General features: G+C 72.1%; 20 protein-coding genes and 1 pseudogene. 10 read left to right on the top strand and 11 right to left on the bottom strand.

Annotation, left to right across the window (positions count from 1 at the left end; genetic code table 11):
• Positions 1-31: 31 nt before the first annotated feature.
• Positions 32-826 carry a methyltransferase domain-containing protein gene (locus tag AB0K92_RS25490; RefSeq protein WP_365926473.1) on the top strand — a complete coding sequence of 265 codons (795 nt, stop codon included), beginning with the start codon at positions 32-34 and terminating at the stop codon, positions 824-826.
• Between the two features lie 371 nt (positions 827-1,197).
• Here the strand turns inward: AB0K92_RS25490 and AB0K92_RS25485 are convergent, their stop codons facing one another.
• Together AB0K92_RS25485 and AB0K92_RS25480 are read right to left on the bottom strand one after the other, a co-directional pair.
• Positions 1,198-2,139 carry a PfkB family carbohydrate kinase gene (locus tag AB0K92_RS25485; RefSeq protein WP_365926471.1) on the bottom strand — a complete coding sequence of 314 codons (942 nt, stop codon included), beginning with the start codon at positions 2,137-2,139 and terminating at the stop codon, positions 1,198-1,200.
• Positions 2,136-3,056 (bottom strand): pseudouridine-5'-phosphate glycosidase, encoded by a 921-nt coding sequence (locus tag AB0K92_RS25480; protein ID WP_365926470.1) that lies wholly within the window; start codon positions 3,054-3,056, stop codon positions 2,136-2,138. The genes AB0K92_RS25485 and AB0K92_RS25480 overlap by 4 nt, the downstream gene beginning before the upstream one ends.
• Before the next feature lie 99 nt (positions 3,057-3,155).
• On the opposite strand from AB0K92_RS25480, the gene AB0K92_RS25475 reads away from it, so the two are divergent.
• Positions 3,156-3,584, top strand: coding sequence for a VOC family protein (locus AB0K92_RS25475; protein WP_365926468.1), 429 nt, complete (start codon positions 3,156-3,158; stop codon positions 3,582-3,584).
• A gap of 17 nt (positions 3,585-3,601) precedes the next feature.
• Here the strand turns inward: AB0K92_RS25475 and AB0K92_RS25470 are convergent, their stop codons facing one another.
• On the bottom strand, positions 3,602-4,165 hold the full coding sequence (locus tag AB0K92_RS25470; protein ID WP_365926466.1) for a methylated-DNA--[protein]-cysteine S-methyltransferase: 564 nt from the start codon (positions 4,163-4,165) through the stop codon (positions 3,602-3,604).
• A 151-nt stretch (positions 4,166-4,316) separates the two neighbouring features.
• Positions 4,317-5,192, bottom strand: a complete 876-nt coding sequence (locus tag AB0K92_RS25465; RefSeq protein WP_365926464.1) for a glycerophosphodiester phosphodiesterase family protein — start codon at positions 5,190-5,192, stop codon at positions 4,317-4,319.
• Positions 5,193-5,471: 279 nt separating this feature from the next.
• Here AB0K92_RS25465 and AB0K92_RS25460 point away from each other — a divergent pair, with 279 nt between their 5' ends.
• From AB0K92_RS25460 to AB0K92_RS25435, 6 genes are all read left to right on the top strand, one after another.
• Positions 5,472-6,341, top strand: a complete 870-nt coding sequence (locus AB0K92_RS25460; RefSeq protein WP_365926462.1) for an MHYT domain-containing protein — start codon at positions 5,472-5,474, stop codon at positions 6,339-6,341.
• A 56-nt stretch (positions 6,342-6,397) separates the two neighbouring features.
• Positions 6,398-8,551 carry an excinuclease ABC subunit UvrB gene (gene uvrB, locus AB0K92_RS25455; protein ID WP_365926460.1) on the top strand — a complete coding sequence of 718 codons (2,154 nt, stop codon included), beginning with the start codon at positions 6,398-6,400 and terminating at the stop codon, positions 8,549-8,551.
• A 183-nt stretch (positions 8,552-8,734) separates the two neighbouring features.
• Positions 8,735-9,313 (top strand): TerD family protein, encoded by a 579-nt coding sequence (locus tag AB0K92_RS25450; protein ID WP_086172259.1) that lies wholly within the window; start codon positions 8,735-8,737, stop codon positions 9,311-9,313.
• Positions 9,314-9,372: 59 nt separating this feature from the next.
• On the top strand, positions 9,373-11,439 hold the full coding sequence (locus AB0K92_RS25445) for a TerD family protein (protein WP_365926458.1): 2,067 nt from the start codon (positions 9,373-9,375) through the stop codon (positions 11,437-11,439).
• 309 nt (positions 11,440-11,748) lie between these two features.
• Positions 11,749-12,750 (top strand): TerC/Alx family metal homeostasis membrane protein, encoded by a 1,002-nt coding sequence (locus AB0K92_RS25440; protein ID WP_365926456.1) that lies wholly within the window; start codon positions 11,749-11,751, stop codon positions 12,748-12,750.
• A gap of 349 nt (positions 12,751-13,099) precedes the next feature.
• Positions 13,100-14,200, top strand: coding sequence for an ionic transporter y4hA (locus AB0K92_RS25435; protein WP_365926454.1), 1,101 nt, complete (start codon positions 13,100-13,102; stop codon positions 14,198-14,200).
• On the opposite strand, the gene AB0K92_RS25430 is transcribed toward AB0K92_RS25435, so the two are convergent.
• Entirely contained in the window at positions 14,190-15,500 is a 1,311-nt protein-coding gene (locus AB0K92_RS25430) for an MFS transporter (RefSeq protein WP_365926452.1), read from the bottom strand. The genes AB0K92_RS25435 and AB0K92_RS25430 overlap by 11 nt on opposite strands.
• A gap of 121 nt (positions 15,501-15,621) precedes the next feature.
• Positions 15,622-16,003, bottom strand: a pseudogene (locus AB0K92_RS25425) (hypothetical protein); the annotation flags it as partial.
• Between the two features lie 102 nt (positions 16,004-16,105).
• Between AB0K92_RS25425 and aroQ the strand changes: the two are divergent.
• Complete coding sequence (gene aroQ / locus AB0K92_RS25420) at positions 16,106-16,579, top strand: type II 3-dehydroquinate dehydratase (RefSeq protein ID WP_365926450.1); 474 nt, start codon at positions 16,106-16,108, stop codon at positions 16,577-16,579.
• A gap of 101 nt (positions 16,580-16,680) precedes the next feature.
• Here aroQ and AB0K92_RS25415 read toward each other — a convergent pair whose 3' ends face one another.
• From AB0K92_RS25415 to AB0K92_RS25395, 5 genes are all read right to left on the bottom strand, one after another.
• Positions 16,681-17,442, bottom strand: a complete 762-nt coding sequence (locus AB0K92_RS25415) for an amino acid ABC transporter ATP-binding protein (protein WP_365926448.1) — start codon at positions 17,440-17,442, stop codon at positions 16,681-16,683.
• The gene (locus AB0K92_RS25410; RefSeq protein ID WP_365926446.1) at positions 17,439-18,320 is read right to left on the bottom strand and encodes an amino acid ABC transporter permease; all 882 of its coding nucleotides are present in this window, start codon (positions 18,318-18,320) and stop codon (positions 17,439-17,441) included. The genes AB0K92_RS25415 and AB0K92_RS25410 overlap by 4 nt, the downstream gene beginning before the upstream one ends.
• The gene (locus tag AB0K92_RS25405; RefSeq protein WP_365926444.1) at positions 18,317-19,201 is read right to left on the bottom strand and encodes an ABC transporter substrate-binding protein; all 885 of its coding nucleotides are present in this window, start codon (positions 19,199-19,201) and stop codon (positions 18,317-18,319) included. The genes AB0K92_RS25410 and AB0K92_RS25405 overlap by 4 nt, the downstream gene beginning before the upstream one ends.
• A 297-nt stretch (positions 19,202-19,498) precedes the next feature.
• Positions 19,499-20,155 (bottom strand): MBL fold metallo-hydrolase, encoded by a 657-nt coding sequence (locus tag AB0K92_RS25400; RefSeq protein ID WP_365926442.1) that lies wholly within the window; start codon positions 20,153-20,155, stop codon positions 19,499-19,501.
• A gap of 117 nt (positions 20,156-20,272) precedes the next feature.
• Positions 20,273-20,959 carry a maleylpyruvate isomerase family mycothiol-dependent enzyme gene (locus AB0K92_RS25395; protein WP_365926440.1) on the bottom strand — a complete coding sequence of 229 codons (687 nt, stop codon included), beginning with the start codon at positions 20,957-20,959 and terminating at the stop codon, positions 20,273-20,275.
• Positions 20,960-21,191: 232 nt separating this feature from the next.
• Between AB0K92_RS25395 and uvrA the strand changes: the two genes are divergently transcribed.
• Positions 21,192-24,233: an excinuclease ABC subunit UvrA gene (gene uvrA / locus AB0K92_RS25390; RefSeq protein WP_365926438.1), complete on the top strand. Its 3,042-nt coding sequence runs from the start codon at positions 21,192-21,194 to the stop codon at positions 24,231-24,233.
• Positions 24,234-24,358 lie beyond the last annotated feature (125 nt).

Below are 24,358 nucleotides of genomic sequence, written 5' to 3'. Positions count from 1 at the left end.
CGGCAAGTCCGACAAATGGGATGATCGCGGCATGACGCTGACCGACGGGAATCTCCTTCCATACCAGCAATCCGGGGCGACGGAGCGCTCGGCCGCGCTCGCCGCCCTGTTCGACCCCACGACGTTCCGGCACCTCGAAGGGTTCGGCGTCGGACCCGGCTGGCGCTGCTGGGAGGTGGGCGCGGGCGGCACGACCGTCGTCTCCTGGCTCGCCAAGAGGGTCGGCCCCACCGGCAGGGTCGTCGCCACCGACGTCGATACCTCCTGGACCGTCGGGGCCGCCCGTCCTCCGGTGGAGGTGCGCGTCCACGATGTGAGCGCCGACGAGCCGCCGGGTGAGGGCTTCGACCTCGTGCACGCCCGGCTGGTGCTCGCCCGGGTGCCCGACTGCACACGCGCGTTGCGGTCGATGGCCAAGGCCCTGCGCCCCGGCGGACGGCTCCTCGTCGAGGACGTCGACCTCGCCCTGCAACCGCTGGTCTGCCCCGACGAGCACGGGCCCGCGCAGCAACTGGCCAACCGGCTGCGGCAGGCGCTGCGCCAGCTCCTCGCCGCCCGCGGAGCCGACCTCGCCTTCGGGCGCGCCCTGCCGCGTCTGCTCCGCGCGGCCGGGCTGCGGCGGGTCGAGGCCGAGGCCTACTTCCCCGTCACCGCGCCGGCCTGTGCCGTGCTGGAGTCCACGACGATCCGTCAGATCCGCGACGACCTGATCGCCGCCGGCCTCGCCACCGCCGAGGAGATCGACCGCCACCTCGTCAACATCGCCGCCGGCACACTGGACCTGGCCGGCCCGCCGATGATCTCGGCGTGGGGCCGCAGGGCGTAGGGGCAGGGTCCGCTCCCGCTTACGGTTCGGAACCACCCACGACGCCCGAACCGCTTACGGCACCCGAACCGCTCGCGATGCCCGAACCGCTTACGCCGCCCGAACCACTCACGACCGAACCACTCAGAGCGCCCGTACCACTCGCGCGACCCACACCCCTTCGCCCCGCACACCCTGGAAGCGCACGCACCGCTCCCGCCCTCCCGACCCGTTCGCGAGCGCACGCACCGGGCCCGCCCTCCCGACCCGTTCGCGAGCGCACGCACCGGGCCCGCCCTCCCGACCCGTTCGCGAGCGCACGCGAACCGCTCCCGCCCGCCCGCACCACCAGGAGCCCACGGGAACCGCGCCCGCCCCGGCGCCACGCCCCCTCAGCCCACCCCGGGCGGCCTGCCCCCCACCCGCTCCACCGCCCGCGCCCCCGCCGCGCAGCCCGCCCGTGCCGCCTCCTCGGGCTCCGCGCCCGCGAGCAGCGCGGCGAGGAACGCGCCCGTGAACGCGTCCCCGGCGCCGGTCGTGTCACGAGGCGTCGCCGGTACGGCGGGGACCCGCGCGGTCACCGTTCCGGACCGCGCCACCAGCGCGCCCTCGGCGCCCTGCTTGACCACCACCAGCGGAACCCGCCGGCTCAGCTCGGCAGCGGCGGCCACCGCGTCGCGCGAACCGGTGAGCAGCCGGGCCTCGTCGCGGCTGGGCAGCAGTACGTCGACCCCGTCGACGAGCGACAGGAAGCGCTCCGCGCCCAGCTCCGCCAGGAAACCCGCGGAGGCCGGATCCAGGCTCACCGGCACCCCACGCGCGCGTGCCGCCGCCAGGGCCGTCGCCACCAGCGCCCGGCTCGGCTCGGAGAACAGCAGGTAGCCCGACAGGTGCAGCCGTACGACACCGTCGAGCAGCGCGTCCGACCAGTCACCGGGGCCCAGCCGCAGGGACGCCCCGCTGTCCGTCAGGAACGTCCGCTCGGCCGCCGCGTCCGTGTCGACGAGGCAGATCACCGTGCCCGTGGGCGCCTCCGGATCGACGACCAGCCGCGCGGACACCCCGCAGGCCGCCAGCTCCCGCTCGTGCCAGGCGGCGGCGTCCGCCCCCACCCGGCCCAGCAGCCGCACCTCCGCGCTCCCCGAACGAGCCGCCCAGCAGGCCACGTTGGCGCCCGCCCCGCCGGGCACGGTGCGTACCACGGCCGCCGTGTCCGTACCGGGCGCCAGGGAACCGCTGTGCCGGGCGACCACATCGGTGACGACGTCCCCGACGACGAGCAGCGCGCCCGCACCGGGGGACCCCGCCCCCGCCGTGCCGTCCGCCCCCGTCACGCCCCGGCCCAGGCCGCCGCGATCCGCGCCGCCAGCCGTACGTTGCCCCGCACCGCCGCCAGGTTGGCGCTCAGCGAGGCCCCGTCCGTGTGCCGCACCAGGTAGTCGAGCAGGAACGGCGTGACCGCCTGACCGGTGACGCCCTGCTCCTCGCAGGCGCGCAGCGCGTCGGCGAGCACGCGCGCGTGCAGCCCCGGATCCAGCTGCTCGGCCTCGGGCACCGGATTGGCCACGATCAGCGCCGACTCCGGCAGCGCGAGCGCGTCCTGCGCCCGCATCACCCGCGCCACCTGTTCCGGACTGTCCAGCGTCCAGTCCACCGGATGCCCCGAGTCCGACAGATAGAAGCCGGGGAACCGGTCCGTGCGGTATCCGGCCACCGCCACGCCCAGCGTCTCCAGCCGCTGCAACGTGGCCGGCACGTCCAGGATCGACTTCACCCCCGCGCACACCACCGTGATCCGGGTGCGGGCCAGCAGACCCAGGTCGGCCGACTCGTCCTGCGTCACCGTCCACTGCCGGTGCACCCCGCCGAGCCCGCCGGTGGCGAACACCCGCAGGCCGGCCCGGGCCGCGAGCAGCGCCGTCGCCGAGACGGTCGTCGCCCCGCTCGCCCCGCGGGCCGCGGCGAGCGCCAGATCACGGTGGCCCAGCTTGCGGATCCCGTCCCCGCCCGCGATCCGCTCCAGCTGCTCCTTGTCCAGGCCGACGTGCGGCCGGCCGTCCAGGACGGCGACGGTCGCGGGAACGGCGCCCTCCTGCCGTACGGCCTCCTCCAGCTCCCGCGCCACGCGCAGATTGCGGGGGCGCGGCAGCCCGTGCGCGATGATCGTGGACTCCAGGGCCACCACGGGGCGACGCGCGGCGAGCGCCTCGCGCACCTCTTCCGACACGACCAGCTCCGGCACCTGCGTCACGCGACCGCCTCCCGTCCGTCGGTTCTCCCTCATCTCTGGCGGGCGGCGTGTCCTCTCAAACGCTTGCGGCCTGTGGGGGACACCACCAGCCTGGGGCGCATGACCGAAAACTCGACACGTCTCGACCATGTCGTCCTCTGGGTGCGCGACCCGGTCGCCTCGGCGACGTTCTACGAGACGGCGGTGGGCCTCACCCCGCTGCGGCTCACCGACTTCGTCGCGGGCCAGGTCTCCTTCCCTTCCGTCCGGGTGAACGAGGAGACGATCCTCGACCTGGCCCCGCTGACCATGGCCGAGCGCATGACCATGCTCCCCGGCGCCCCCGAGAGCGCCGGCCACCCCGTCAACCACGTCTGCCTGTCCCTGCCGCCGGACGCCTTCGACGCCCTCCTCGCGCGCCTGCGCGCACACGAGGTGCCCGTGTCGGAGATCTCCCACGATTCCTACGGCGCACGCGGCCCGGCCAGGCGCAGCTTCTACTTCCGCGACCCCGACGGCAACGTCTTCGAGGCCCGTCACTACACGTGAGACCTCCGGCGGACGTCTCAGAACAGCGGCTCGGGCAGCACGCCCTCCAGCGCCAGCAGCTTCCGCTTGGCCTCCAGACCGCCGCCGAACCCGCCGATCCCGCCGTCGCGCTCGACGACCCGGTGGCAGGGCACGACGACCGGCAGCGGATTGGCGCCCATCGCGGCCCCCACCGCCTGGGCCGCGCCGGGCTGACCGACCCGGTCCGCCAGATCGCCGTAGCCCACCACCGAGCCGTACGGCACGCCGACGGCCAGTTCGCGCAGCACCTGGCGGTTGAAGCCGGAGATCAGCGACCAGTCCAGCGGCAGGTCGAAGTCCCGCCGGGCGCCCCGGAAGTAGGCCTCCACCTGGCGTATCGCCTCGGCCAGGAGCGGGGAGCCGGGCGCGTGGACGGGCTCGGTCCCCAGCCGGGACGCGAGCCGTTCCAGCGCCTTGTCCCGCACGGCGTCCGTGGCGTGGAACACCACGTTGACCAGACCGTCACCGGTCGCGGCCAGCAGCAGCGGACCGATGCCGGTGCCGACCACGGCCCACACCACACCCACGTCCTGCCGCCCGTCCCGCCCATCGCTGTTCATGCGACCCACCGTACGACCCGCCACTGACAACGCCCGCCCGCCGACCCTCCGTCCATCCCCGCCCGCCGGCCCTTCGTCCTTCCCCGCTGCCGGCCCGCCGTCCCTGCCCGTCCGCCGGCCCGCCGTCATTCCCCGCCCGCCGGCCCGCGCGTCACTCCCCGTCCAGCGCCTCCCGCACCACGTCCGGCCGGTTGGTGATGATGCCGTCCACCCCGTACGCGGCGACCGTCCGCGCGGTGTCCGCCGAGTCCACCGTCCAGGTGGACACCTGCAGCGCCCGGCCGTGCGCCCCGGTGAAGGCGTGCACCGAGGCGACGTAACCGGTGGACAGGGCGCCGTACGGCGGGTTGACCTGGTCCACGAACGTCGCGTACCCGGGAAGCTCCGCGATGGGCGGTGCCCCCAGGAACCCCGTCCGTACGGCGGGACGCAGCTTGTGGACGGTCCGGATGCTGTCCGCGCTGAAGCTCTGCACGACCAGGCGCCCCGTCACATGGCTCCGGTCGAGCCAGCCCTCGTTGGCCAGCACCTTCAGGGTGTCCCGCTCGATGCCCGGATACAGCTCCGGCTTCTTGATCTCCAAGAGCAGCTTCTGGTGGTGGGACTCGACGCGGCGCAGATACTGCTCAAGCGTCGGTACGCGCGCGCCCGCGTACGCCGGACCGAACCAGCTTCCCGCGTCCAGGCGGGCGATCTCGGCGGCGGTGAAGTCGCCGACCTTCCAGGGAGCCCGGTCGGGGAAGACCGTCTCGACGTCGGTGGTGCGCTGCAGACTGTCGTCGTGGATCACCACGAGTTCGCCGTCCCTGGTGCGCTGGACGTCGTTCTCGACCCACTCGACGCCCAGCTCGGCCGCCTTGTCGACGGCGGCCAGGGTGTTCTCCGGCGCGTGGCCGGAGGCGCCCCGGTGGGCGATCACGGCGGGCCGCTGCGCCGCGGCCTCGGCCCGTGCGTGGGGAACCGGGAACAGCAGTGCGGCGGTCCCCAGGAGCGAGGTGATCGTGGCGGTGGCTGCGCGCGGGTGCATGCGTACTCCTCGCGTCGAGCGGTCACGGACAGCTCAACTGTGACAGCACAGGGTCAACGCGAGGGGGGTGCGGGATGGCCACCGATTGAATGGTGTTGCCGAACGCCCGTCACCTGGGCCGCACAAGTGGGGCGAGGCCGTGTTTCTTTGCCGGAAAGTCGTTCGACCATTCCGGTGGGAGTCATACTCTCTGCCTCGACCCTGACCGCTTGGGCGGTTCTGGGAGGGGGCGCATTTCAGGAACTTCCGGGATGGAAGAGGGCGGAAGGGCAGCCGCGCATGCAAGGCACGGTCGACGGATTCAGCTATGGCCTCGTCACCCCGCTGGTGGCCTATCTCATGGCCTGCCTCGGCGGTGCCCTCGGCCTGCGGTGCACCACCAGATCCATGCTCGTGGCCGGATCGTGGCGCTCCGGCTGGCTCGCCCTCGGCTCGGCGGCCATCGGCTCCGGCATCTGGACCATGCACTTCGTGGCGATGATGGGGTTCACGGTCGAGGAGGCGCCGATCCACTACGACAAGCCGATCACGTACGCCAGCCTGGGCGTCGCCATCGTCATGGTCGGCATCGGGATCTTCATCGTCGGCTACCGCGGCGCCACCGGAACCGCCCTGTTCACCGGCGGCACCATCACGGGCCTGGGCATCGCCTCGATGCACTACCTGGGCATGGCCGGAATGCGGCTGAACGGGCAGCTGGAGTACAACACCCTCACCGTCGCCGCGTCCGTCGTCATAGCGATGGCCGCCGCCACGGCGGCCCTCTGGGCGGCCGGACAGGTCCGGGGGTTCCTGTGGAGCATCGGCGCCAGCCTCGTCATGGGCCTCGCCGTCAGCGGCATGCACTACACCGGCATGGCCGCCCTCAGCGTCCACCTGCACGGAGGCACCGGCGGACCGGCCACGGGCGACTCGCCCGCCACCCTGCTCGCCCCCATGTTGATCGGCCCGCTGGCGTTCCTGTGCCTCGCGGGCGTCGTCGTGCTGTTCGACCCGCTGATGGTCATGGGCAAGCCCGACTGGCCCCGCCCGGAGAACAAGCCGGGCGTCCCGGCCCACGTCCCCGTCCGCAACCAGGGCGGCCGCTTCCCGCTGAGCGCCCGCCGCCGCCCTACCGGCCGCCGCACCCGCACCCCGCAGGACCACTGAGCCGGAGAACCGCTGATCAGAGCCGGTTGTCAGTGGAGGGTCGTACGGTGGATGACATGCGGCCCGTTTCCCAGATCGAACGTACGGTGGCGCCCTTCGAGGTCGTCAGCCCCTACCAGCCGAGCGGCGACCAGCCCGCGGCCATCGAAGAGCTCGCCCGGCGCATCGAAGCCGGCGAGAAGGACGTCGTGCTGCTCGGCGCGACCGGCACCGGCAAGTCCGCCACCACCGCGTGGATGATCGAGAAGCTTCAGCGCCCCACCCTGGTCATGGCGCCGAACAAGACACTGGCCGCCCAGCTGGCGAACGAGTTCCGCGAGCTCCTGCCGAACAACGCCGTCGAGTACTTCGTCTCGTACTACGACTACTACCAGCCGGAGGCGTACGTCCCCCAGTCGGACACCTACATCGAGAAGGACTCCTCGATCAACGAGGAGGTCGAGCGGCTGCGCCACTCCGCGACCAACTCGCTGCTCACCCGCCGCGACGTCGTCGTGGTCGCCTCGGTGTCCTGCATCTACGGCCTCGGCACGCCCCAGGAGTACGTGGACCGCATGGTCCCCCTGCGGGTCGGCGACGAGATCGACCGGGACCAGCTGCTGCGCCGCTTCGTGGACATCCAGTACACGCGCAACGACCTGGCCTTCACCCGAGGCACCTTCCGGGTCCGCGGCGACACCATCGAGATCTTCCCGGTCTACGAGGAGCTGGCCGTCCGCATCGAGATGTTCGGCGACGAGATCGAGGCCCTCTCCACGCTCCACCCGATCACCGGCGAGATCGTCAGCGACGACCAGCAGCTCTACGTCTTCCCGGCCTCCCACTACGTCGCCGGCCCCGAGCGCATGGAACGGGCGATCAACGACATCGAGAAGGAGCTGGCCGAGCGCCTGGCCGAGCTGGAGAAGCAGGGCAAGCTCCTGGAGGCCCAGCGGCTGCGCATGCGCACCACCTACGACCTGGAGATGCTGCGCCAGATCGGCACCTGCTCCGGTGTCGAGAACTACTCGATGCACTTCGACGGCCGTCTGCCCGGCTCCCCGCCCAACACCCTGCTGGACTACTTCCCGGACGACTTCCTCCTCGTCATCGACGAGTCACACGTCACCGTCCCGCAGATCGGCGCCATGTACGAGGGCGACGCCTCCCGCAAGCGCACCCTCGTCGACCACGGCTTCCGCCTCCCCTCCGCCCTGGACAACCGCCCCCTGAAGTGGGAGGAGTTCCAGGAGCGCATCGGCCAGACCGTCTACCTCTCCGCCACCCCCGGCACCTACGAGCTGTCCCGCGCGGACGGCGTCGTCGAGCAGATCATCCGCCCGACCGGCCTCGTCGACCCCGAGGTCGTCGTCAAGCCCACCGAGGGCCAGATCGACGACCTGGTGCACGAGATCCGCACCCGCGTGGAGCGCGACGAACGCGTCCTGGTCACCACCCTCACCAAGAAGATGGCCGAGGACCTGACCGAGTACTTCCTGGAACTCGGCATCCAGGTCCGCTACCTGCACAGCGACGTCGACACCCTGCGCCGCGTGGAACTGCTGCGCGAGCTGCGCGCCGGTGAGTACGACGTACTGGTCGGCATCAACCTGCTGCGCGAGGGCCTCGACCTGCCCGAGGTGTCCCTGGTGGCGATCCTCGACGCCGACAAGGAGGGGTTCCTGCGCTCCGGCACCTCCCTGATCCAGACCATCGGCCGCGCGGCGCGCAACGTCTCCGGCCAGGTCCACATGTACGCCGACAAGATCACCCCGGCGATGGAGCGCGCCATCGACGAGACCAACCGCCGCCGCGAGAAGCAGATCGCTTACAACAAGGCGAACGGCATCGACCCGCAGCCGCTGCGCAAGAAGATCAACGACATCGTCGCGCAGATCGCCCGCGAGGAGGTCGACACCGAGCAGCTGCTCGGCAGCGGCTACCGGGCCAAGAAGGACGGCCGCGCCACCAAGGCCCCGGTGCCCTCGCTCGCCGAGCACTCCACCAAGGGCGCGAAGGCCGGCAAGGCCAAGGCGGCCAAGGGCAAGGCCAAGGAGACCGTGCCGACGGACCGCCCGGCGGCCGAACTCGCCGAGCAGATCGAGGAGCTGACCGCCCGGATGCGGGCCGCCGCCGCCGATCTCCAGTTCGAGATCGCGGCCCGGCTGCGCGACGAGGTCTCCGAGATGAAGAAGGAACTGCGCCAGATGAAGGAGGCGGGCCTGTCCTGACGCCCGACGGGCGCCGGGAACCGGCGCCCCCGCAGCCCCGCCGGCCCCGCCACCGGCTGGGCTGTGTTGCAAGACCGACACAAAGTCCGGGCCGGGGTACGGCACTGTCAGTGCCCCTGCGTAGGGTTCAGGTCAACCGCGGCATCGCGGCAACAGGGGACTGCTCGAGAGGGGAATCAGCGCGTGACCGTCAACATGACCAAGGGTCAGGCCATCAGTCTGCAGAAGAACGACGGCGGCAGCCTGACCGCGGTGCGCATGGGTCTCGGCTGGCAGGCGGCCCCGCGGCGTGGCCTGTTCGGCTCGCGCACCCGCGAGATCGACCTCGACGCCTCCGCCGTGCTGTTCGCGGACAAGCAGCCGGTCGACGTCGTCTTCTTCCGCCACCTGGTGAGCGACGACGGCTCCGTGCGCCACACCGGCGACAACCTCGTCGGCGGCGTCGGCCAGGGCGGCGACGACGAGGCGATCCTCGTCGACCTCCAGCGCCTGCCGGTCCACATCGACCAGATCGTCTTCACCGTGAACTCCTTCACGGGGCAGACCTTCCAGGAGGTGCAGAACGCGTTCTGCCGCCTGGTCGACGAGACCAACGGCCAGGAGCTGGCCCGCTACACCCTCGCGGGCGGCGGCGCCTACACGGCCCAGATCATGGCGAAGGTGCACCGGGTGGGCACCGGCTGGTCGATGACCGCCCTCGGCACCCCGGCCAACGGCCGTACCTTCCAGGACCTGATGCCGTCCATCCTGCCGCTGCTCTGACGCGGCCCGGCGAGCGGCACACCACACACCTACACAGCGACAGCAGGGGGACGAAGGCGATGACGGCCGAGCTGGTGCGGGGGCAGAACCACCCGCTCTCCCAGGCTCGTCTCGAGATCAGGGTCTCGGCCGCCACGCCGGTCGTGGCCGCGGCGACACTCGGCGACGAGAACGGAAAGGTCCACGGCGCCGAGGGGGTCGTCCATCCGGGCGCCCCCACCCTGCCCGGCCTGGAGGTCTCCCGGCAGGCGGCCGCCGCCCACCGTCTCGCGGTGGACCTGGACGCCATGCCGGACACCGTGCACCGGGTCACCGTGCTGCTCGCCCTGCCCGCCGGCACCCCGGGCGGCCCCGCCCGCTTCGGTGCCGTCGCCGCGCCCTCCGTCGCCGTCACCGGACTCGACGGCGACGAGATCGCCACCTTCACCCTCACCGGCCTGGAGGCCGAGACGGCCGTCGTCGCCCTGGAGCTCTACCGCCGGCAGGGCGCGTGGAAGGTGCGCGCCGTCGGCCAGGGCTACGCGGGCGGCCTGGCCGCGCTCTTCGCCGACCAGAGCCTGCCCGAGGCCCACCGGCTCGCCGCCGCCGTCGACGAGGCGGTGGCGCGGGGCGCGGCCCGCTCGATCGCCGCGCCCCCGCCGCGTACGGCGGACTCCGACCGCACCCGGCAGACTCCCGCCCCCGCCCTCGGCCCCGACCCGAGCGGGTCGCCCTACGGCACGCAGAGCCCTCAGGGCACGACCGGCCCCACGCCCGGCTCCGCCGCCGACCCGGCACCCGCCGACCCGTCCGGCCTCACCCAGCAGACCGCGCCCACCACGGGGCCCACCGCCGGACCCACCGGGTCCATCGCCGGACCCACCTCCGGGTCTACCGCCGGATCCACCGGGACCACCACCGGCGGCCCGATCGACTACCACCACCCCCGCCGGCGCACCACCGCCCCGCCCCCGCCTCCGCCGGCCGCGCCCCCGGCGGCACCCGGGCAGCCCGCGCGCCCCGTCGCGGGCGACGCGACCGGCTGGACGATGGACGAGCGGCTCTACAACCAGGTGTGGGGCATGTTCGAGGACCTGGCCCGCGCCACGGCCGCCTTCCGCAGCGCCGTCGACTTCGCCGACTCGCGCATGGAGAAGGAGCTGGAACAGGTCCTCTCCGATCCGCGCAGCAGGATCGGCGGACAGGCGGACGCCGCCCGCGAGGCGGCCCGCGCCAAGCACACCCAGCTCGTCGACCAGGCCCGCCAGGCCCTCGACCGGGACGTTGCCCAGCTCACCGCCGAGGCGGCCGTCGTCGAACCCGCGCTGCCGCCCGCGTACGCCCGCTGGGACAACCCCGTCTGGCACGGCTACCGGGTCCCCATGGAACTGCCGATGGCCCTGCGCCTCGGTGACCTGCACCTGTCCGAATGCGCCCAGCTGCGCATACCCATGCTGGTCCGGCTGCCGCTGGAGCGCGGCCTGTGGATCGACAGCGGCCGGACGGGCTCGCTCGACGGCTCGTTCGCCGACGCCCACGACACGCGCCGCATGGCGATGGAGTCGGCGGTCGCGCACGTGGCCCGGCTGCTCGCCGTCCATCCGGCGGGCGAGTTCAGCGTCTACGTCATCGACCCGGCCGGGACCGGCGCCCAGGCGCTGGCACCGCTGGTGCAGACCGGTGTGCTCGCGGCGCCGCCCGCCCTGGGTGCCGCCGGAGTGGCGGAGATCCTGGCCAGGCTGACCCAGCGGGTCGACCTGGTGCAGATGGCCGTCCGCGGTGGCGCCGCCGACGCCCTCCCGCCGGACCTCGACACCGCCCAGCACCTGCTCGTCATCAACGACTTCCCGCACGGCTTCGACGACCGGGCCGTCACCCAGCTGCGCTACCTCGCGGACGAGGGCCCCTCCGTCGGCGTCCACCTGATGATGGTCGCCGACCGCGAGGACGCCGCGGCCTACGGCCCGCTGCTCGACCCGCTGTGGCGTTCGCTGCTGCGGCTGACCCCGGTGCCGGACGACCACCTCGCCGACCCGTGGGTCGGACACGCCTGGACCTACGAGCCGTCGCTGGTGCCGCCCGGCAGCCAGGTGCTCCAGCAGGTCCTCACCCAGGTCGCGGCGGCCCGCCGCGCCTGGCGCCGATGACCCGCACCGGCCCCCGCCGTCCGCCCGCACCGGCCCCCGCCGCTGACCCGCACCCACCACCGTGCCAAGCGCCAGTAAAGGACTCTGACCAGCGCTTTTGGCCCTTCTTTTACTGATCACTTTACCTTTCCTTGGTGATTGGGTAGTCTTATCCGCACGGAGGGGAGTACTCCCTGTCTGCTGCGGCGACCCCGTCAATACGGATCCGGCCGGATCCCGGGGCGTCGGCCCTTCACCGGGTGGAAGAGACCTCCGGCAGCGCGACGACGCTGACTGTTCTGTTCGCCGTTACGTACTGCCGGAGGCGCAGTGGAAGTTTCCGTGACCCTGTGGGTCCTGACGGTCGTGGGCCTCGCCGCCCTGATCGCGGTCGATTTCTTCATCGGCCGCAAGCCCCATGACGTATCCATCAAGGAAGCCGGGATCTGGACCGTCGTCTGGATCGTCCTGGCCGCCCTCTTCGGCCTCGGTCTGCTCGTCTTCGGCGGCGGTCAGCCGGCCGGCGAGTTCTTCGCGGGCTTCATCACCGAGAAGTCGCTGAGCGTCGACAACCTGTTCGTCTTCGTCCTGATCATGGCGAAGTTCGCGGTCCCGTCGCAGTACCAGCAGCGGGTCCTGCTCATCGGCGTCCTGATAGCCCTGGTGCTGCGCGCGATCTTCATCGCCGCCGGCGCCGCGATCATCGCCAGCTTCTCGTGGGTGTTCTACCTCTTCGGCGCCTTCCTGATCTGGACCGCCTGGAAGCTCATCCAGGAGGCCCGGGCCGACGAGGAGGACGAGGAGTACGAGGAGAACAAGCTCCTGAAGGCCGCCGAGCGCCGCTTCGGCGTCGCGGACCGGTACCACGGCACCAAGCTGTGGATCCAGGAGAACGGCAAGCGGGTCATGACCCCGATGCTGGTCGTGATGCTCGCCATCGGCACCACCGACGTGCTGTTCGCCCTGGACTCCATCCCCGCGATCTTCGGCCTCACCCAGGACCCGTACATCGTGTTCACCGCCAACGCCTTCGCCCTCATGGGTCTGCGGCAGCTGTACTTCCTCATCGGCGGCCTGCTGAAGAAGCTGGTCCACCTCTCGTACGGTCTGTCGATCATCCTGGGCTTCATCGGTGTGAAGCTGGTGCTGCACGCCCTGCACGAGTCCGGCGTCCACGTCCCGGAGATCAGCATCCCGGTCTCCCTCGGCGTGATCTGCACCGTCCTGATCGTCACCACGATCACCAGCCTGATGGCCTCCAGGAAGCAGGCCGCCGCCGAGGCGGCGCAGGCGGAGGACACGCGGATTCCGAAGGACAGCATTGACGCCTGACCCCCGTCGGTCCCTCAGCGCACCCGGCACCGGGAGCGGCGCGGCGCCTCGCCGACGTCGCTCCCGGTGCCGCGTCGTGTCCGCGGGCGCCGAGACACCCATCGGTCACCGCCCGCGCGGGACCGCAAGACCCCCAGGAGAGCGATCGGCACCAAGCGACGACGAGACCGAGCGACGAGCACCGAACGCGAGGAGGAGATGTGGCAGCCGGCCGCAAGGACCACCTGACCAGCGCAAGGGGACCGCGGAGCGGCCCGCGGACCGGACCGCGGAGCTTCGGCCCGACCCCGACGGGAAGCCCCCTGCCGACTGGAATGCGAAGCCCCGGTCCGTCTGCGACGATCGCGGCATGATCGCTCGGCTCAGGTCGCTCACGCGCCGGTGGACGTCCCTCGTGCCGGTGCTCGGGGTGATCCTGCTGATCTTCACCTGGGGACGTGATCTGCCCGGCCCGCTCGTGGCGCTGGTGACCTTGGTGCTGGCCGGCGCGGTGCTCGCCGCCGTGTACCACGCGGAGGTGGTCGCGCACCGGGTCGGCGAGCCCTTCGGCTCACTGGTCCTCGCCGTCGCCGTCACCGTCATCGAGGTCGCCCTGATCGTCACCCTGATGGCCGACGGCGGCGACAAGGGCTCCACGCTCGCACGCGACACCGTCTTCGCCGCCGTCATGATCACCTGCAACGGCGTGGTCGGCCTGACGCTCCTGGTCGCCTCCCTGCGCCACCGCACGGCCGTCTTCAACCCCGAGGGCACCGGCGCGGCCCTCGCCACGGTCGCCACCCTGGCCACCCTCAGCCTGGTGCTGCCGACCTTCACCACCAGCAAGCCCGGCCCGGAGTTCTCCGGGCTGCAGCTCACCTTCGCCGCGATCTCCTCCCTCGTGCTGTACGGCCTGTTCGTTGCGACCCAGACGGTCAGGCACCGCGACTACTTCCTGCCGATCACCCGGCAGGGCGAGGTGATAAGCGAGGACCACCACGCCGACGCGCCGTCCGCGCGCACCGCCCGGATCAGCCTGGGCCTGCTCGGCCTCGCCCTGATCGGCGTGGTCGGCCTGGCCAAGGGGGTGTCGCCGACCATCGAGTCCGGCGTGGCGGCGGCGGGGCTGCCGCACGCCGTGGTCGGCGTCATCATCGCCCTGCTGGTGCTGCTCCCCGAGACCATCGCCGCCCTGCGCTCCGCCCGCCGCGACCGGGTGCAGACCAGTCTGAACCTGGCCCTCGGCTCCGCCATGGCCAGCATCGGACTGACCATCCCCGCCGTCGCCCTGGCTTCCGTCTGGCTGTCCGGGCCCCTCGTCCTCGGGCTCGGCGCCACGCACATGGTGCTGCTCGCCCTGACGGTCGTCGTGGCCTCGCTGACGGTCGTACCCGGCCGCGCCACCCCGCTCCAGGGCGGCGTTCACCTGGTGATCTTCGCGGCGTATCTGGAGCTGGCGATCAATCCATGACCGGCGCCGGCTTCGCCACCGCGCCCGGCACGGGCCGGGTCTCCGGCAGCAGCGCGAAGCACCCCAGGCTGAGCAGGGCGATCCCGGTCAGATACGCCCCCACGCCCCACGGCACCCGGCCGCCCTGCTCGGCCAGCGCGGTCGCCGCGATCGGGGTGAGCGCGCCGCCGACCACCCCGCCGAGGTTGTAGCCGACGGCTGCGCCGGTGCAGCGCACCCGCGGCTCGTACAGCTCGGGCAGATAGGCGGCGACCACCGCGAACATCGTGATGAACGCGAGCATCGCCCCGAGGAACCCGGCGAACATCAGCAGCGGCTCTCCGGTCGCGAGCAGCCCGACCAGCGGGAACATCCACACCGCGGCGGCCGCGCAGCCGGCCAGGCACATCGGCCGCCGCCCGTACCGGTCGCCGAGCATGGCCGCCGCCGGGGTGAGCGCGCCCTTCACCACCACCGCGGCCAGGACGCAGGTCAGCATGACGCTCCGGCTCACCCCGAGCCGCTCCGTGGCGTAGGCGAGGGACCAGGTGGTGACGGCGTAGAAGACCGCGTAGCCGACGGCCAGCGCGCCCGCGGTCAGCAGGACCAGCCGCCAGTGGTCGCGCACCACCTCGGCGAGCGGTACCCGCGCGGGTTCCTCGATCTCCAGGAAGCGAGGGCTCTCGGCCAGCGACGAGCGCAGCCACAGGCCCGCCGCGGCGAGCACCCCGGCCGCCCAGAACGGCACCCGCCACCCCCACTGGGCGAACTGCGCCTCGGACAGGGTCGCCGACAGCGTCAGCATCGAGCCGTTGGCGAGCAGGAAGCCCACCGACGGACCCACCTGCGGGAAGCTCGACCACAGGGCGCGGCGCTCGGGCGGCGCGTGCTCGACGGTCAGGAGCACGGCCCCGCCCCACTCCCCGCCGAGCCCCAGCCCCTGGAGGAAGCGCAGGGTGACCAGCAGCAGGGGAGCGGCGACCCCGATCGCGTCGTACGTCGGCAGGCAGCCGACCGCGACCGTCGAGGCGCCCGTCAGCAGCAGCGAGACGACGAGGACCGGCCGGCGGCCGTGCCGGTCCCCGATGTGCCCGAACAGCACCGAACCCAGCGGCCGGGCCACGAATCCCACGCCGAACGTCGCGAACGCGGCCAGGGTGCCCGCCAGCGGCGAGACGGTCGGGAAGAACAGCGGTCCCAGGACCAGCGCCGCCGCTGTCCCGTAGACGAAGAAGTCGTAGAACTCGATGGCGGTGCCGGCCAGGGCGGCCATCGCGAGCCGCAGCATGGAGGGCGCCCTTACGGTGCGTACGTCGTGCATGGACCGTCAACTACCCACAGTGACCGGCAGTTACGGGGGCGTGTGGAGGTGGCCGGTCGTCGTCAGTACGTGACCGCAATGCGCCGGGCCGGGCCGGGCCGTCGACGCGGATCGACGACATGCGCATGGCGCGCAGGACGGCCTCGCGCTGGTCGGCGGCGTAACGGGCCGCCTCTTCGGGGCTGTTGGGGTGGGTTCAGGACCAGGTCCTCGCGCGGGCCGTCAGCAGGGCGGAGAACTGCCGCAGCAGCCCGCGCTCACCCATGTTGCGCAGGGTGCGGCGTCGGCGAAGGCCGCGTGGATGTCGTCGGCCCGCTCCCGCGGCGTCGAGCCCGTCTTCCGGGTCGCCGGGTACTCCACCGGCACCAGCCCGTACCCGGTGCGCAGCCGCTCCAGCCCCAGCTCGTGGGGAGCGGACAAAGACCCGGCAGCCCGCTGGACGGCGAGATGACGGCTGTCCGGCCGCCGGGGGACGGTTCGGGCGGGTACACGGGTGTGATCACGACCGGCAGGGCAGGGCCGCCCGAGCCGCCGGAGCACCGTGATAAACCGGGGGCGAGCAGCGGTCCCGCCGGACCGCGACCCCCGAACGGACCGGAGGAACAGTGCCCCGCACCCTGGCCAACGCGCCGATCATGATTCTGAACGGCCCGAACCTGAACCTCCTCGGGCAGCGCCAGCCGGAGATCTACGGCTCCGAGACGCTCGCCGACGTCGAGGCGCTGTGCGCCAAGGCGGCGGCCGCGCACGGCGGCACGGTGGACCTGCGCCAGTCGAATCACGAGGGCCGGCTGGTCGACTGGATCCACGAGGCGCGCGAGAACCACTGCGGGATCGTCATCAACCCCGGCGCCTACACGCACACCTCCATCGCGCTGCTGGACGCGCTGAACACCTGCGACGGCATGCCTGTGGTGGAGGTCCACATCTCCAACATCCACAAGCGGGAGTCGTTCCGGCACCACTCCTACGTCTCCCTGCGCGCCGACGGCGTCATCGCCGGATGCGGCATCCAGGGATACGTCTTCGGCGTGGAGCGGGTCGCCGCGCTGCTCGGGACGGTGCGCGCGGAGGCGTAGGGGCGCGCGGACGGATAAGGAGCGCGCGGCGGGATAAGGGGCGCGCGGAGGCACGGGGGCATGCGGAGCCACGGGGCGCGCGGAGTTCCGTACACGCGTTCCTACAGGCGCCCGGCCTCCACGACGCGCCGCAGGAAGCTCCGGGTGCGCTCCTGCCGCGGGTCTCCGAAGACCTGCTCGGGGGTGCCGCGCTCCAGCACCACCCCTCCGTCCAGAAAACAGACCTGGTCGGCGACCTCCCGCGCGAACCCCATCTCGTGCGTCGCCAGCACCATGGTCATGCCGTCGTCCTTGAGGTCGCGGACGACGGCGAGGACCTCGCCGACCAGTTCGGGGTCGAGCGCCGCGGTGATCTCGTCGAGCAGCAGCAGCCGGGGCTGTACGGCGAGCGCGCGGACGATGGCCACGCGCTGCTGCTGGCCGCCGCTGAGTCGGTCCGGGTAGGCGCGGGCCTTGTCGCCCAGTCCCAGCCGCTCCAGCAGCCGTACGGCCCGTTCCTCGGCCTCCGCGCGGGGCAGGCCGTGCACCCGGCGCGGGGCGAGGGTGATGTTCTCCAGCACCGTCATGTGCGGGAACAGGTTGTACGCCTGGAAGACCACGCCGATCCGGCGCCGCACCGCGTCCTGGTCCACGCGCGGGTCGGTGATCTCCTCGCCGTCCAGCCAGATCGCCCCGTCGTCGATCTCCTCCAGCAGGTTGGCGCACCTCAGCAGGGTCGACTTCCCCGAGCCGGAGGCGCCGATCAGCGCGGTCACCGTGTGCGGCGCGACCTCCAGGCCGACGTCGCGCAGTACGACGGAACCGCCGAAGGTTTTGCGGACGGACTCCATCCGCAGCACCGGGGCGGCGGGGGCGTCGCTCATGTGATTCCTCCCTGGGCCCGCCGGCGGTCCATCCGCGCCGTCACCCAGTCCGTGAGCCGGGTCATCGGAATGGTCAGCGCCACGAAGACCAGCCCGGCGACGATGTACGGCGTGTAGTTGAGGCTGCGGCCCACGATGATGTCCGCGGCCCGCACGGCGTCCACCGCGCCGCCGATCGACACCAGGCCGGTGTCCTTCTGCAGCGACACCAGGTCGTTCAGCAGCGGCGGCACCTGCCGGCGCACCGCCTGTGGCAGCACCACGTGCCGCAGCGCCTGCCGGTTGGTCAGGCCCAGCGAACGGGCCGCGGCGCGCTGGGAGGGGTGCACGGACTCGATCCCCGCGCGGAACACCTCCGCGACGTACGCCGAGTACGTCAGCGTCAGCGCCGTACCGCCCAGCAGCACCGGATCGACCGTCACGCCCTGCAGCCGCAGTGCCGGGACGCCCAGGACCACGATCATCAGGTTGATGATCAGCGGCAGTCCGCGGAAGAAGTCCGTGTACGCGGCGGCCAGCGCGCGCAGCGGGAAGAACACCGGGCCCCGCAGCGTCCGCGCGACGGCGATGAGCATGCCGAGGACCAGCACGGCGGCCCCGCACACCAGCAGCAGCCGGACGTTGAGCCATAGCCCTTCCAGGACCTTCGGGAGCGCCTCGCGCGCGTACTCCCCGTCGAAGAACGTCTCCCTGGTGCGCGGCCAGCCGGGCGCGCTGACCACGACCACGTACAGCACCGCGCCGGTGACCAGCGTCGACACGGCCGCGATCGCGGTGGCGCGGCGCGCGCGGGCCCGCTTGTACCGCTCGCGCTCCAGCCGCCGCGCCGAGGGGACGTACGGGTCGCGCGTGTCCTCGGCGTCCTTCGTGACGGTCACTTCAGCACCGGGGCGTCGACGGCGTCGGAGAGCCACCGCTGCTCCAGCTTCGCCAGGGTGCCGTCCGCGCGGAGGGCGTCCACGGCGTCGGTGACGCACGCGGTGAGCGCGCTGCCCTTGTCGAGGACGAGCCCGAACTGCTCCTGTGTGGAGCCCTGGTTCTCGAACTGGCCGACGATCTCGGCCTCGGTCACCTCGGCGGCCGTGATGTAGAAGGCGGTGGGCAGGTCGGTCACGATGGCGTCGACCTGACCGTTCTTCAGGGCGGACTTCGCCTGGTCGTTCTTGGCGTAGACGGCGGGCTCCCGCTCGGGCCGCACCACGTCGTTGATGTAGTCGAGGCTGGTGGTGCCGACCTGGGCGCCCAGCCTGACGCCCTTGAGGTCGGCGACGTCCTTCGCCTTCGCGGCCTTCGAGCCCTTCAGCGCGATGACGGCCTGGCGCACGTCGTAGTAGCCGGAGGAGAAGTCCACGGCCTTCTTGCGCTCGTCGCTGACGGAGACCTGGTTGATGTCGAAGTCGAAGGTCTTCTCACCGGGCGCGAACGCCTTGTTGAAGGGCACCCGCTGCCAGACGACGGCGCTCTTGCCGTAGCCGAGCCGCCCGGCGACGGCGTAGGCCACCGCGGACTCGAAGCCCTTCCCGTTGGCCGGGTCGTCGTCCTGGAACCACGGCTCGTACGCGGGCTCGTCGGTGGCGATCGTCAGCTTCCCGGCGGTCTTGGTGGCCAGCGCGCCCTTGGCGCAGCTCTCCCCGGCCGTCCCGGACGGCTCGGCGGCCGCGTTCTCCTCCGGCTGCGGAGCGCAGCCGACGGCGGCGGCGAACAGGGCTACGGTGACGGCGGCGACGGCGCGGCGCGGCGCACGGAGGACAGATCGCATGGCGGGAGAGTGGCAGCGCCGGCCGAGTTTGTCGAGGTCACGCCAGTCGATGTCCGCATAGTGGGAACGGGTGTTGCGGTCATGTGAACGCGGTCCGCCGCGCGCGGCCTTGGGCCGCCGGTCGAGGGCGGGGGGTGAGGACCGGCGGCCCCTGCCGCGCGGATACCGTCGTCCCGCGCGGGGCTGTCCCCAGTGGACCGCGCGATCCCGTACGCCGGGAGCGCGCGCGGGGCGCCGGTGTGTGCGAAGCGTTCACACGGGGCGCGAATCGAGTTCCGCGCGCCCGCCTCGCCGGGTTCACCACCCCCGCGCGCGCCACTCCGGCAGATGCGGACGCTCCGCGCCCAGGGTGGTGTCGTTGCCGTGCCCCGGGTAGACCCAGGTCTCGTCGGGCAGGACGTCGAAGATCTTGGTCTCCACGTCATGAATCAGGCTGGCGAAGGCCTCGGGATCCTTGCGGGTGTTGCCCACACCGCCGGGGAAGAGGCAGTCCCCGGTGAACACATGGGGGTGGCCGTGCGGATCGTCGTAGACGAGCACGATCGACCCGGGCGTGTGGCCGACCAGATGGCGCGCGGTGAGTTCCACGTGCCCCACGCGGATGACGTCGCCGTCGTCGACCGGGACGTCGGTCGGCACGGGGATGCCCTCGGCGTCCTCGCGGCCGGCGTACGTCCGGGCGCCGGTGGCCGCGACGACCTCGGCGAGCGCCTGCCAGTGGTCGGCGTGCCGGTGCGTGGTGACGACGGACGCGATGCCGTCGTCACCGATCATGCCGAGCAGCGTGGGGGCCTCGTGGGCCGCGTCGATCAGCAGCTGTTCGTCGGTGGCCCGGCAGCGCAGCAGATAGGCGTTGTTGTCCATCGGGCCGACCGCGATCTTGGTGATCATCAGGTCCTTGAGCTCGTGCACGTCCGCCGGGCCGCCGACCGTCACCTGTCCGCTGTACGTCATGGCCGTCAGTCTAGGTCCGCGACGTGCCCCGAGCAGGTCGCGCCCACGGCGGTGAAAGTCCCGCCACGGCGGCGGAAGCCCTGTCACGGCAGCAGACGCGGCAGGCGGCCGCAGCGGCTACAGCGGCGGCAGGGACGGCAGCGGCCCGCCCTCCACGGTCAGCCCCGAGCCGTCGCGGCGGCCGGCGAGCCAGCCCAGCAGGTCCGCTCGGGTGCCCCGCACGGTGACCTCGGGGTCGTCCGCGGCGCGGCCGGTGCTCCACGCGCGCGTGCCGTCCGTCAGCCGGGTCGGCGGCACGTCGGGGTGCCCGGTGAAACGGTCGGCGAGGAAGTCGATCTCCCGCTCGGTGAACTCCGCCGGCAGATCCTCCAGCTCGTAGCCGATGCCGAGGTCCACGTGGTGCAGCTCGACCTCGACCCAGCGCCGGAACGGCACCCGGGACGCCGAGTCGGTGACCCCGTTGCGCAGCTCCACGGTCCGCGACCAGTCGGCGGGCGCCGCCCCGGTCTCCTGGAAGCGCTCGGCGCTCGCGCGGACGTCGGCGAGCTGCGCGTCCAGGGGGCGCGGGGCGTCCCGCTCGATGTCGGCGTCCCGGGCCTCGGCGGAGACGTACATGGGGCGCCCCTCCAGAACGTTCACGAGGGCGTCCGCGTTGCGGGCGAGGTGGGCGAGGACATGGCCCCGGCTCCAGCCGGGCAGCCGTGACGGATGCGTCACGTCCGCGTTGTCCAGCTCGGCGGCTGCGCTGAGCAGCCGATCGGTCGCCTCCCGTACAGACACCAGGTCACGCGCGTGATCAATCATGGGCCCGACCCTAGCCCCGCCACTCCTTCGGGTGAAGGTGGCGGACCGAGACCGTAAATCGAAAGCACGTGCTATATGGTCGGTGGCGGCGTCGGGCATGCTGGATGGCCGGGGATTGTTAAGCAGTTAAGCAACCGGGGAATCCGAACCGGCGCTGTCAGTGGCTCCCCCTAGTCTGGGAAAGACGGGGGCCCCGCCCCTGTCACTTCTCTCAAGAAAGGTGCGGACCGGCGTGGCCGACCGTCTCATCGTCCGTGGCGCGCGCGAGCACAACCTGAAGAACGTCTCGCTCGACCTGCCTCGGGACTCGCTCATCGTCTTCACGGGCCTGTCCGGGTCGGGCAAGTCCTCCCTGGCCTTCGACACGATCTTCGCCGAGGGCCAGCGGCGCTACGTGGAATCGCTGTCGTCGTACGCCCGCCAGTTCCTCGGCCAGATGGACAAGCCGGACGTCGACTTCATCGAGGGCCTGTCCCCGGCGGTCTCCATCGACCAGAAGTCGACCTCGCGCAACCCGCGCTCCACGGTCGGCACGATCACCGAGGTCTACGACTACCTGCGGCTGCTCTTCGCCCGCATCGGCAAGCCCCACTGTCCCGAGTGCGGCCGCCCGATCTCGCGGCAGTCGCCGCAGGCCATCGTCGACAAGGTGCTGGAGCTGCCGGAGGGCAGCCGCTTCCAGGTGCTCTCGCCGCTGGTGCGCGAGCGCAAGGGCGAGTTCGTCGACCTCTTCGCCGACCTCCAGACCAAGGGCTACTCCCGCGCGCGGGTGGACGGCGAGACGATCCAGCTCTCCAACCCGCCCACCCTGAAGAAGCAGGAGAAGCACACCATCGAGGTGGTCGTCGACCGCCTCACGGTGAAGGACTCCGCCAAGCGCCGCCTCACCGACTCCGTCGAGACCGCCCTCGGCCTGTCCGGCGGCATGGTCGTGCTCGACTTCGTCGACCTCCCCGAGGACGACCCCGAGCGCGAGCGGATGTACTCGGAGCACCTGTACTGCCCGTACGACGACCTGTCCTTCGAGGAGCTGGAGCCGCGCTCCTTCTCCTTCAACTCGCCCTTCGGCGCCTGCCCGGAGTGCACCGGCATCGGCACGCGCATGGAGGTCGACCCCGAGCTGATCGTCCCGGACCCGGACAAGTCCCTCGACGAGGGCGCCATCCACCCCTGGTCGCACGGCCACACCAAGGACTACTTCAGCCGCCTGATCGGCGCCCTCGCCGACGCTCTCGGCTTCCGCACCGACATCCCCTTCGCGGGCCTGCCGCAGCGCGCCAAGAAGGCCCTGCTGTACGGCCACCGCACGCAGATCGAGGTCCGCTACCGCAACCGGTACGGCCGCGAGCGGGTGTACACCACGCCGTTCGAGGGCGCCGTGCCGTTCGTCAAGCGCCGCCACAGCGAGGCCGAGTCTGACGCCAGCCGTGAGCGTTTCGAGGGCTACATGCGCGAGGTGCCCTGCCCCACCTGTGAGGGCACGCGCCTGAAGCCGATCGTCCTCGCGGTCACGATCATGGGGAAGTCGATCGCCGAGGTCTCCGCGATGTCGATCAGCGACTGCGCGGAATTCCTGGGCGAGCTGAAGCTCAACGCGCGCGACAAGAAGATCGCCGAGCGGGTGCTGAAGGAGGTCAACGAGCGGCTGCGCTTCCTGGTCGACGTCGGCCTGGACTACCTGTCGCTCAACCGGGCGGCCGGCACCCTCTCCGGCGGCGAGGCCCAGCGCATCCGCCTGGCCACCCAGATCGGCTCCGGCCTCGTCGGCGTGCTCTACGTCCTCGACGAGCCGTCCATCGGTCTGCACCAGCGCGACAACCACCGGCTGATCGAGACCCTGGTCCGGCTGCGCGACATGGGCAACACGCTCATCGTCGTGGAGCACGACGAGGACACCATCAAGGTGGCCGACTGGGTCGTCGACATCGGCCCCGGCGCCGGTGAGCACGGCGGCAAGGTCGTGCACAGCGGCTCCCTCAAGGAGCTGCTCGCCAACCCCGAGTCGCAGACCGGTCAGTACCTGTCGGGCAAGAAGGTCATCCCGGTGCCGGACGTCCGGCGCCCGATCGACCCGTCCCGGCAGCTCACCGTGCACGGCGCGCGCGAGAACAACCTCCAGGACATCGACGTCTCGTTCCCGCTGGGCGTCTTCACCGCGGTCACCGGCGTCTCCGGCTCCGGCAAGTCGACCCTGGTCAACGACATCCTGTACACCCACCTGGCGCGCGAGCTGAACGGCGCGCGCAACGTCCCCGGGCGGCACACGCGCGTGGACGGCGACGACCTCGTCGACAAGGTGGTCCACGTCGACCAGTCGCCCATCGGCCGCACCCCGCGCTCGAACCCGGCGACGTACACCGGTGTCTTCGACCACATCCGCAAGCTGTTCGCCGAGACCACCGAGGCGAAGGTCCGCGGCTACATGCCCGGCCGCTTCTCCTTCAACGTCAAGGGCGGCCGCTGCGAGAACTGCGCGGGCGACGGCACCATCAAGATCGAGATGAACTTCCTCCCGGACGTCTACGTCCCGTGCGAGGTCTGCCACGGCGCCCGGTACAACCGGGAGACCCTGGAGGTCCACTACAAGGGCAAGTCCATCGCCGAGGTTTTGAACATGCCGATCGAAGAGGCGATGCACTTCTTCGAGGCCGTCCCGGCGATCAACCGCCACCTGAAGACGCTCCACGACGTCGGCCTGGGGTACGTCCGGCTCGGCCAGTCCGCGACCACCCTGTCCGGCGGTGAGGCGCAGCGCGTGAAGCTCGCCAGCGAGCTGCAGAAGCGCTCCACCGGCCGCACGGTCTACGTGCTGGACGAGCCGACCACCGGTCTGCACTTCGAGGACATCAGCAAGCTGCTGAAGGTGCTGTCCGGCCTGGTCGACAAGGGCAACACGGTCATCGTCATCGAGCACAACCTCGACGTGATCAAGACCGCCGACTGGATCGTCGACATGGGCCCCGAGGGCGGCGCGGGCGGCGGCCTGGTGGTCGCCGAGGGCACGCCCGAGCAGGTCGCCTCGGTCGCGGCCAGCCACACCGGCAAGTTCCTGCGGGACATCCTCGGCGACCGGATCAGCGACGCCGAGCCGGTGCACGCCTCCGCGCGCGGCACGGCCAAGAAGGCCACCGCGCGGAAGACGGTCGCGGCCCGGTCCACGACGCGGAAGACGGTCACCGCCAAGAGCGCCGACGGCACGGCGACCGCCAAGGCGGCGGGCACCGCGAAGAAGGCGGCGCCCGCGAAGAAGACGGCGCGGGCCCGCAGGGCCTGATCCGCGGCCGGCCAGAGCACCGACGCGGGGGGGCCCGGGGGCCCCCCCGCCCCCCCGGCCCCCGGCGGCCCCGCGCGGCCCGGCCCGGGGGCGGGGGGCCCGGGGGCCCCGGCGGCACCCACGGC

The organism is Streptomyces sp. NPDC052687 (genome assembly GCF_040678395.1).
Classification (GTDB): domain Bacteria; phylum Actinomycetota; class Actinomycetes; order Streptomycetales; family Streptomycetaceae; genus Streptomyces.
This window is presented reverse-complemented; position numbering and strand designations above follow the sequence as displayed.

What these genes read in the sequence shown, in the direction of transcription:
- AB0K92_RS25490 (WP_365926473.1), top strand. Translation starts at nt 32, where the DNA reads ATGACGCTGACCGACGGGAATCTCCTTCCATACCAGCAATCCGGGGCG.
- AB0K92_RS25475 (WP_365926468.1), top strand. Translation starts at nt 3,156, where the DNA reads ATGACCGAAAACTCGACACGTCTCGACCATGTCGTCCTCTGGGTGCGC.
- AB0K92_RS25470 (WP_365926466.1), bottom strand. Translation starts at nt 4,165, where the DNA reads ATGAACAGCGATGGGCGGGACGGGCGGCAGGACGTGGGTGTGGTGTGG.
- AB0K92_RS25465 (WP_365926464.1), bottom strand. Translation starts at nt 5,192, where the DNA reads ATGCACCCGCGCGCAGCCACCGCCACGATCACCTCGCTCCTGGGGACC.
- AB0K92_RS25460 (WP_365926462.1), top strand. Translation starts at nt 5,472, where the DNA reads ATGCAAGGCACGGTCGACGGATTCAGCTATGGCCTCGTCACCCCGCTG.
- uvrB (WP_365926460.1), top strand. Translation starts at nt 6,398, where the DNA reads ATGCGGCCCGTTTCCCAGATCGAACGTACGGTGGCGCCCTTCGAGGTC.
- AB0K92_RS25445 (WP_365926458.1), top strand. Translation starts at nt 9,373, where the DNA reads ATGACGGCCGAGCTGGTGCGGGGGCAGAACCACCCGCTCTCCCAGGCT.
- AB0K92_RS25435 (WP_365926454.1), top strand. Translation starts at nt 13,100, where the DNA reads ATGATCGCTCGGCTCAGGTCGCTCACGCGCCGGTGGACGTCCCTCGTG.
- AB0K92_RS25430 (WP_365926452.1), bottom strand. Translation starts at nt 15,500, where the DNA reads ATGCACGACGTACGCACCGTAAGGGCGCCCTCCATGCTGCGGCTCGCG.
- AB0K92_RS25415 (WP_365926448.1), bottom strand. Translation starts at nt 17,442, where the DNA reads ATGAGCGACGCCCCCGCCGCCCCGGTGCTGCGGATGGAGTCCGTCCGC.
- AB0K92_RS25405 (WP_365926444.1), bottom strand. Translation starts at nt 19,201, where the DNA reads ATGCGATCTGTCCTCCGTGCGCCGCGCCGCGCCGTCGCCGCCGTCACC.
- AB0K92_RS25400 (WP_365926442.1), bottom strand. Translation starts at nt 20,155, where the DNA reads ATGACGTACAGCGGACAGGTGACGGTCGGCGGCCCGGCGGACGTGCAC.
- AB0K92_RS25395 (WP_365926440.1), bottom strand. Translation starts at nt 20,959, where the DNA reads ATGATTGATCACGCGCGTGACCTGGTGTCTGTACGGGAGGCGACCGAT.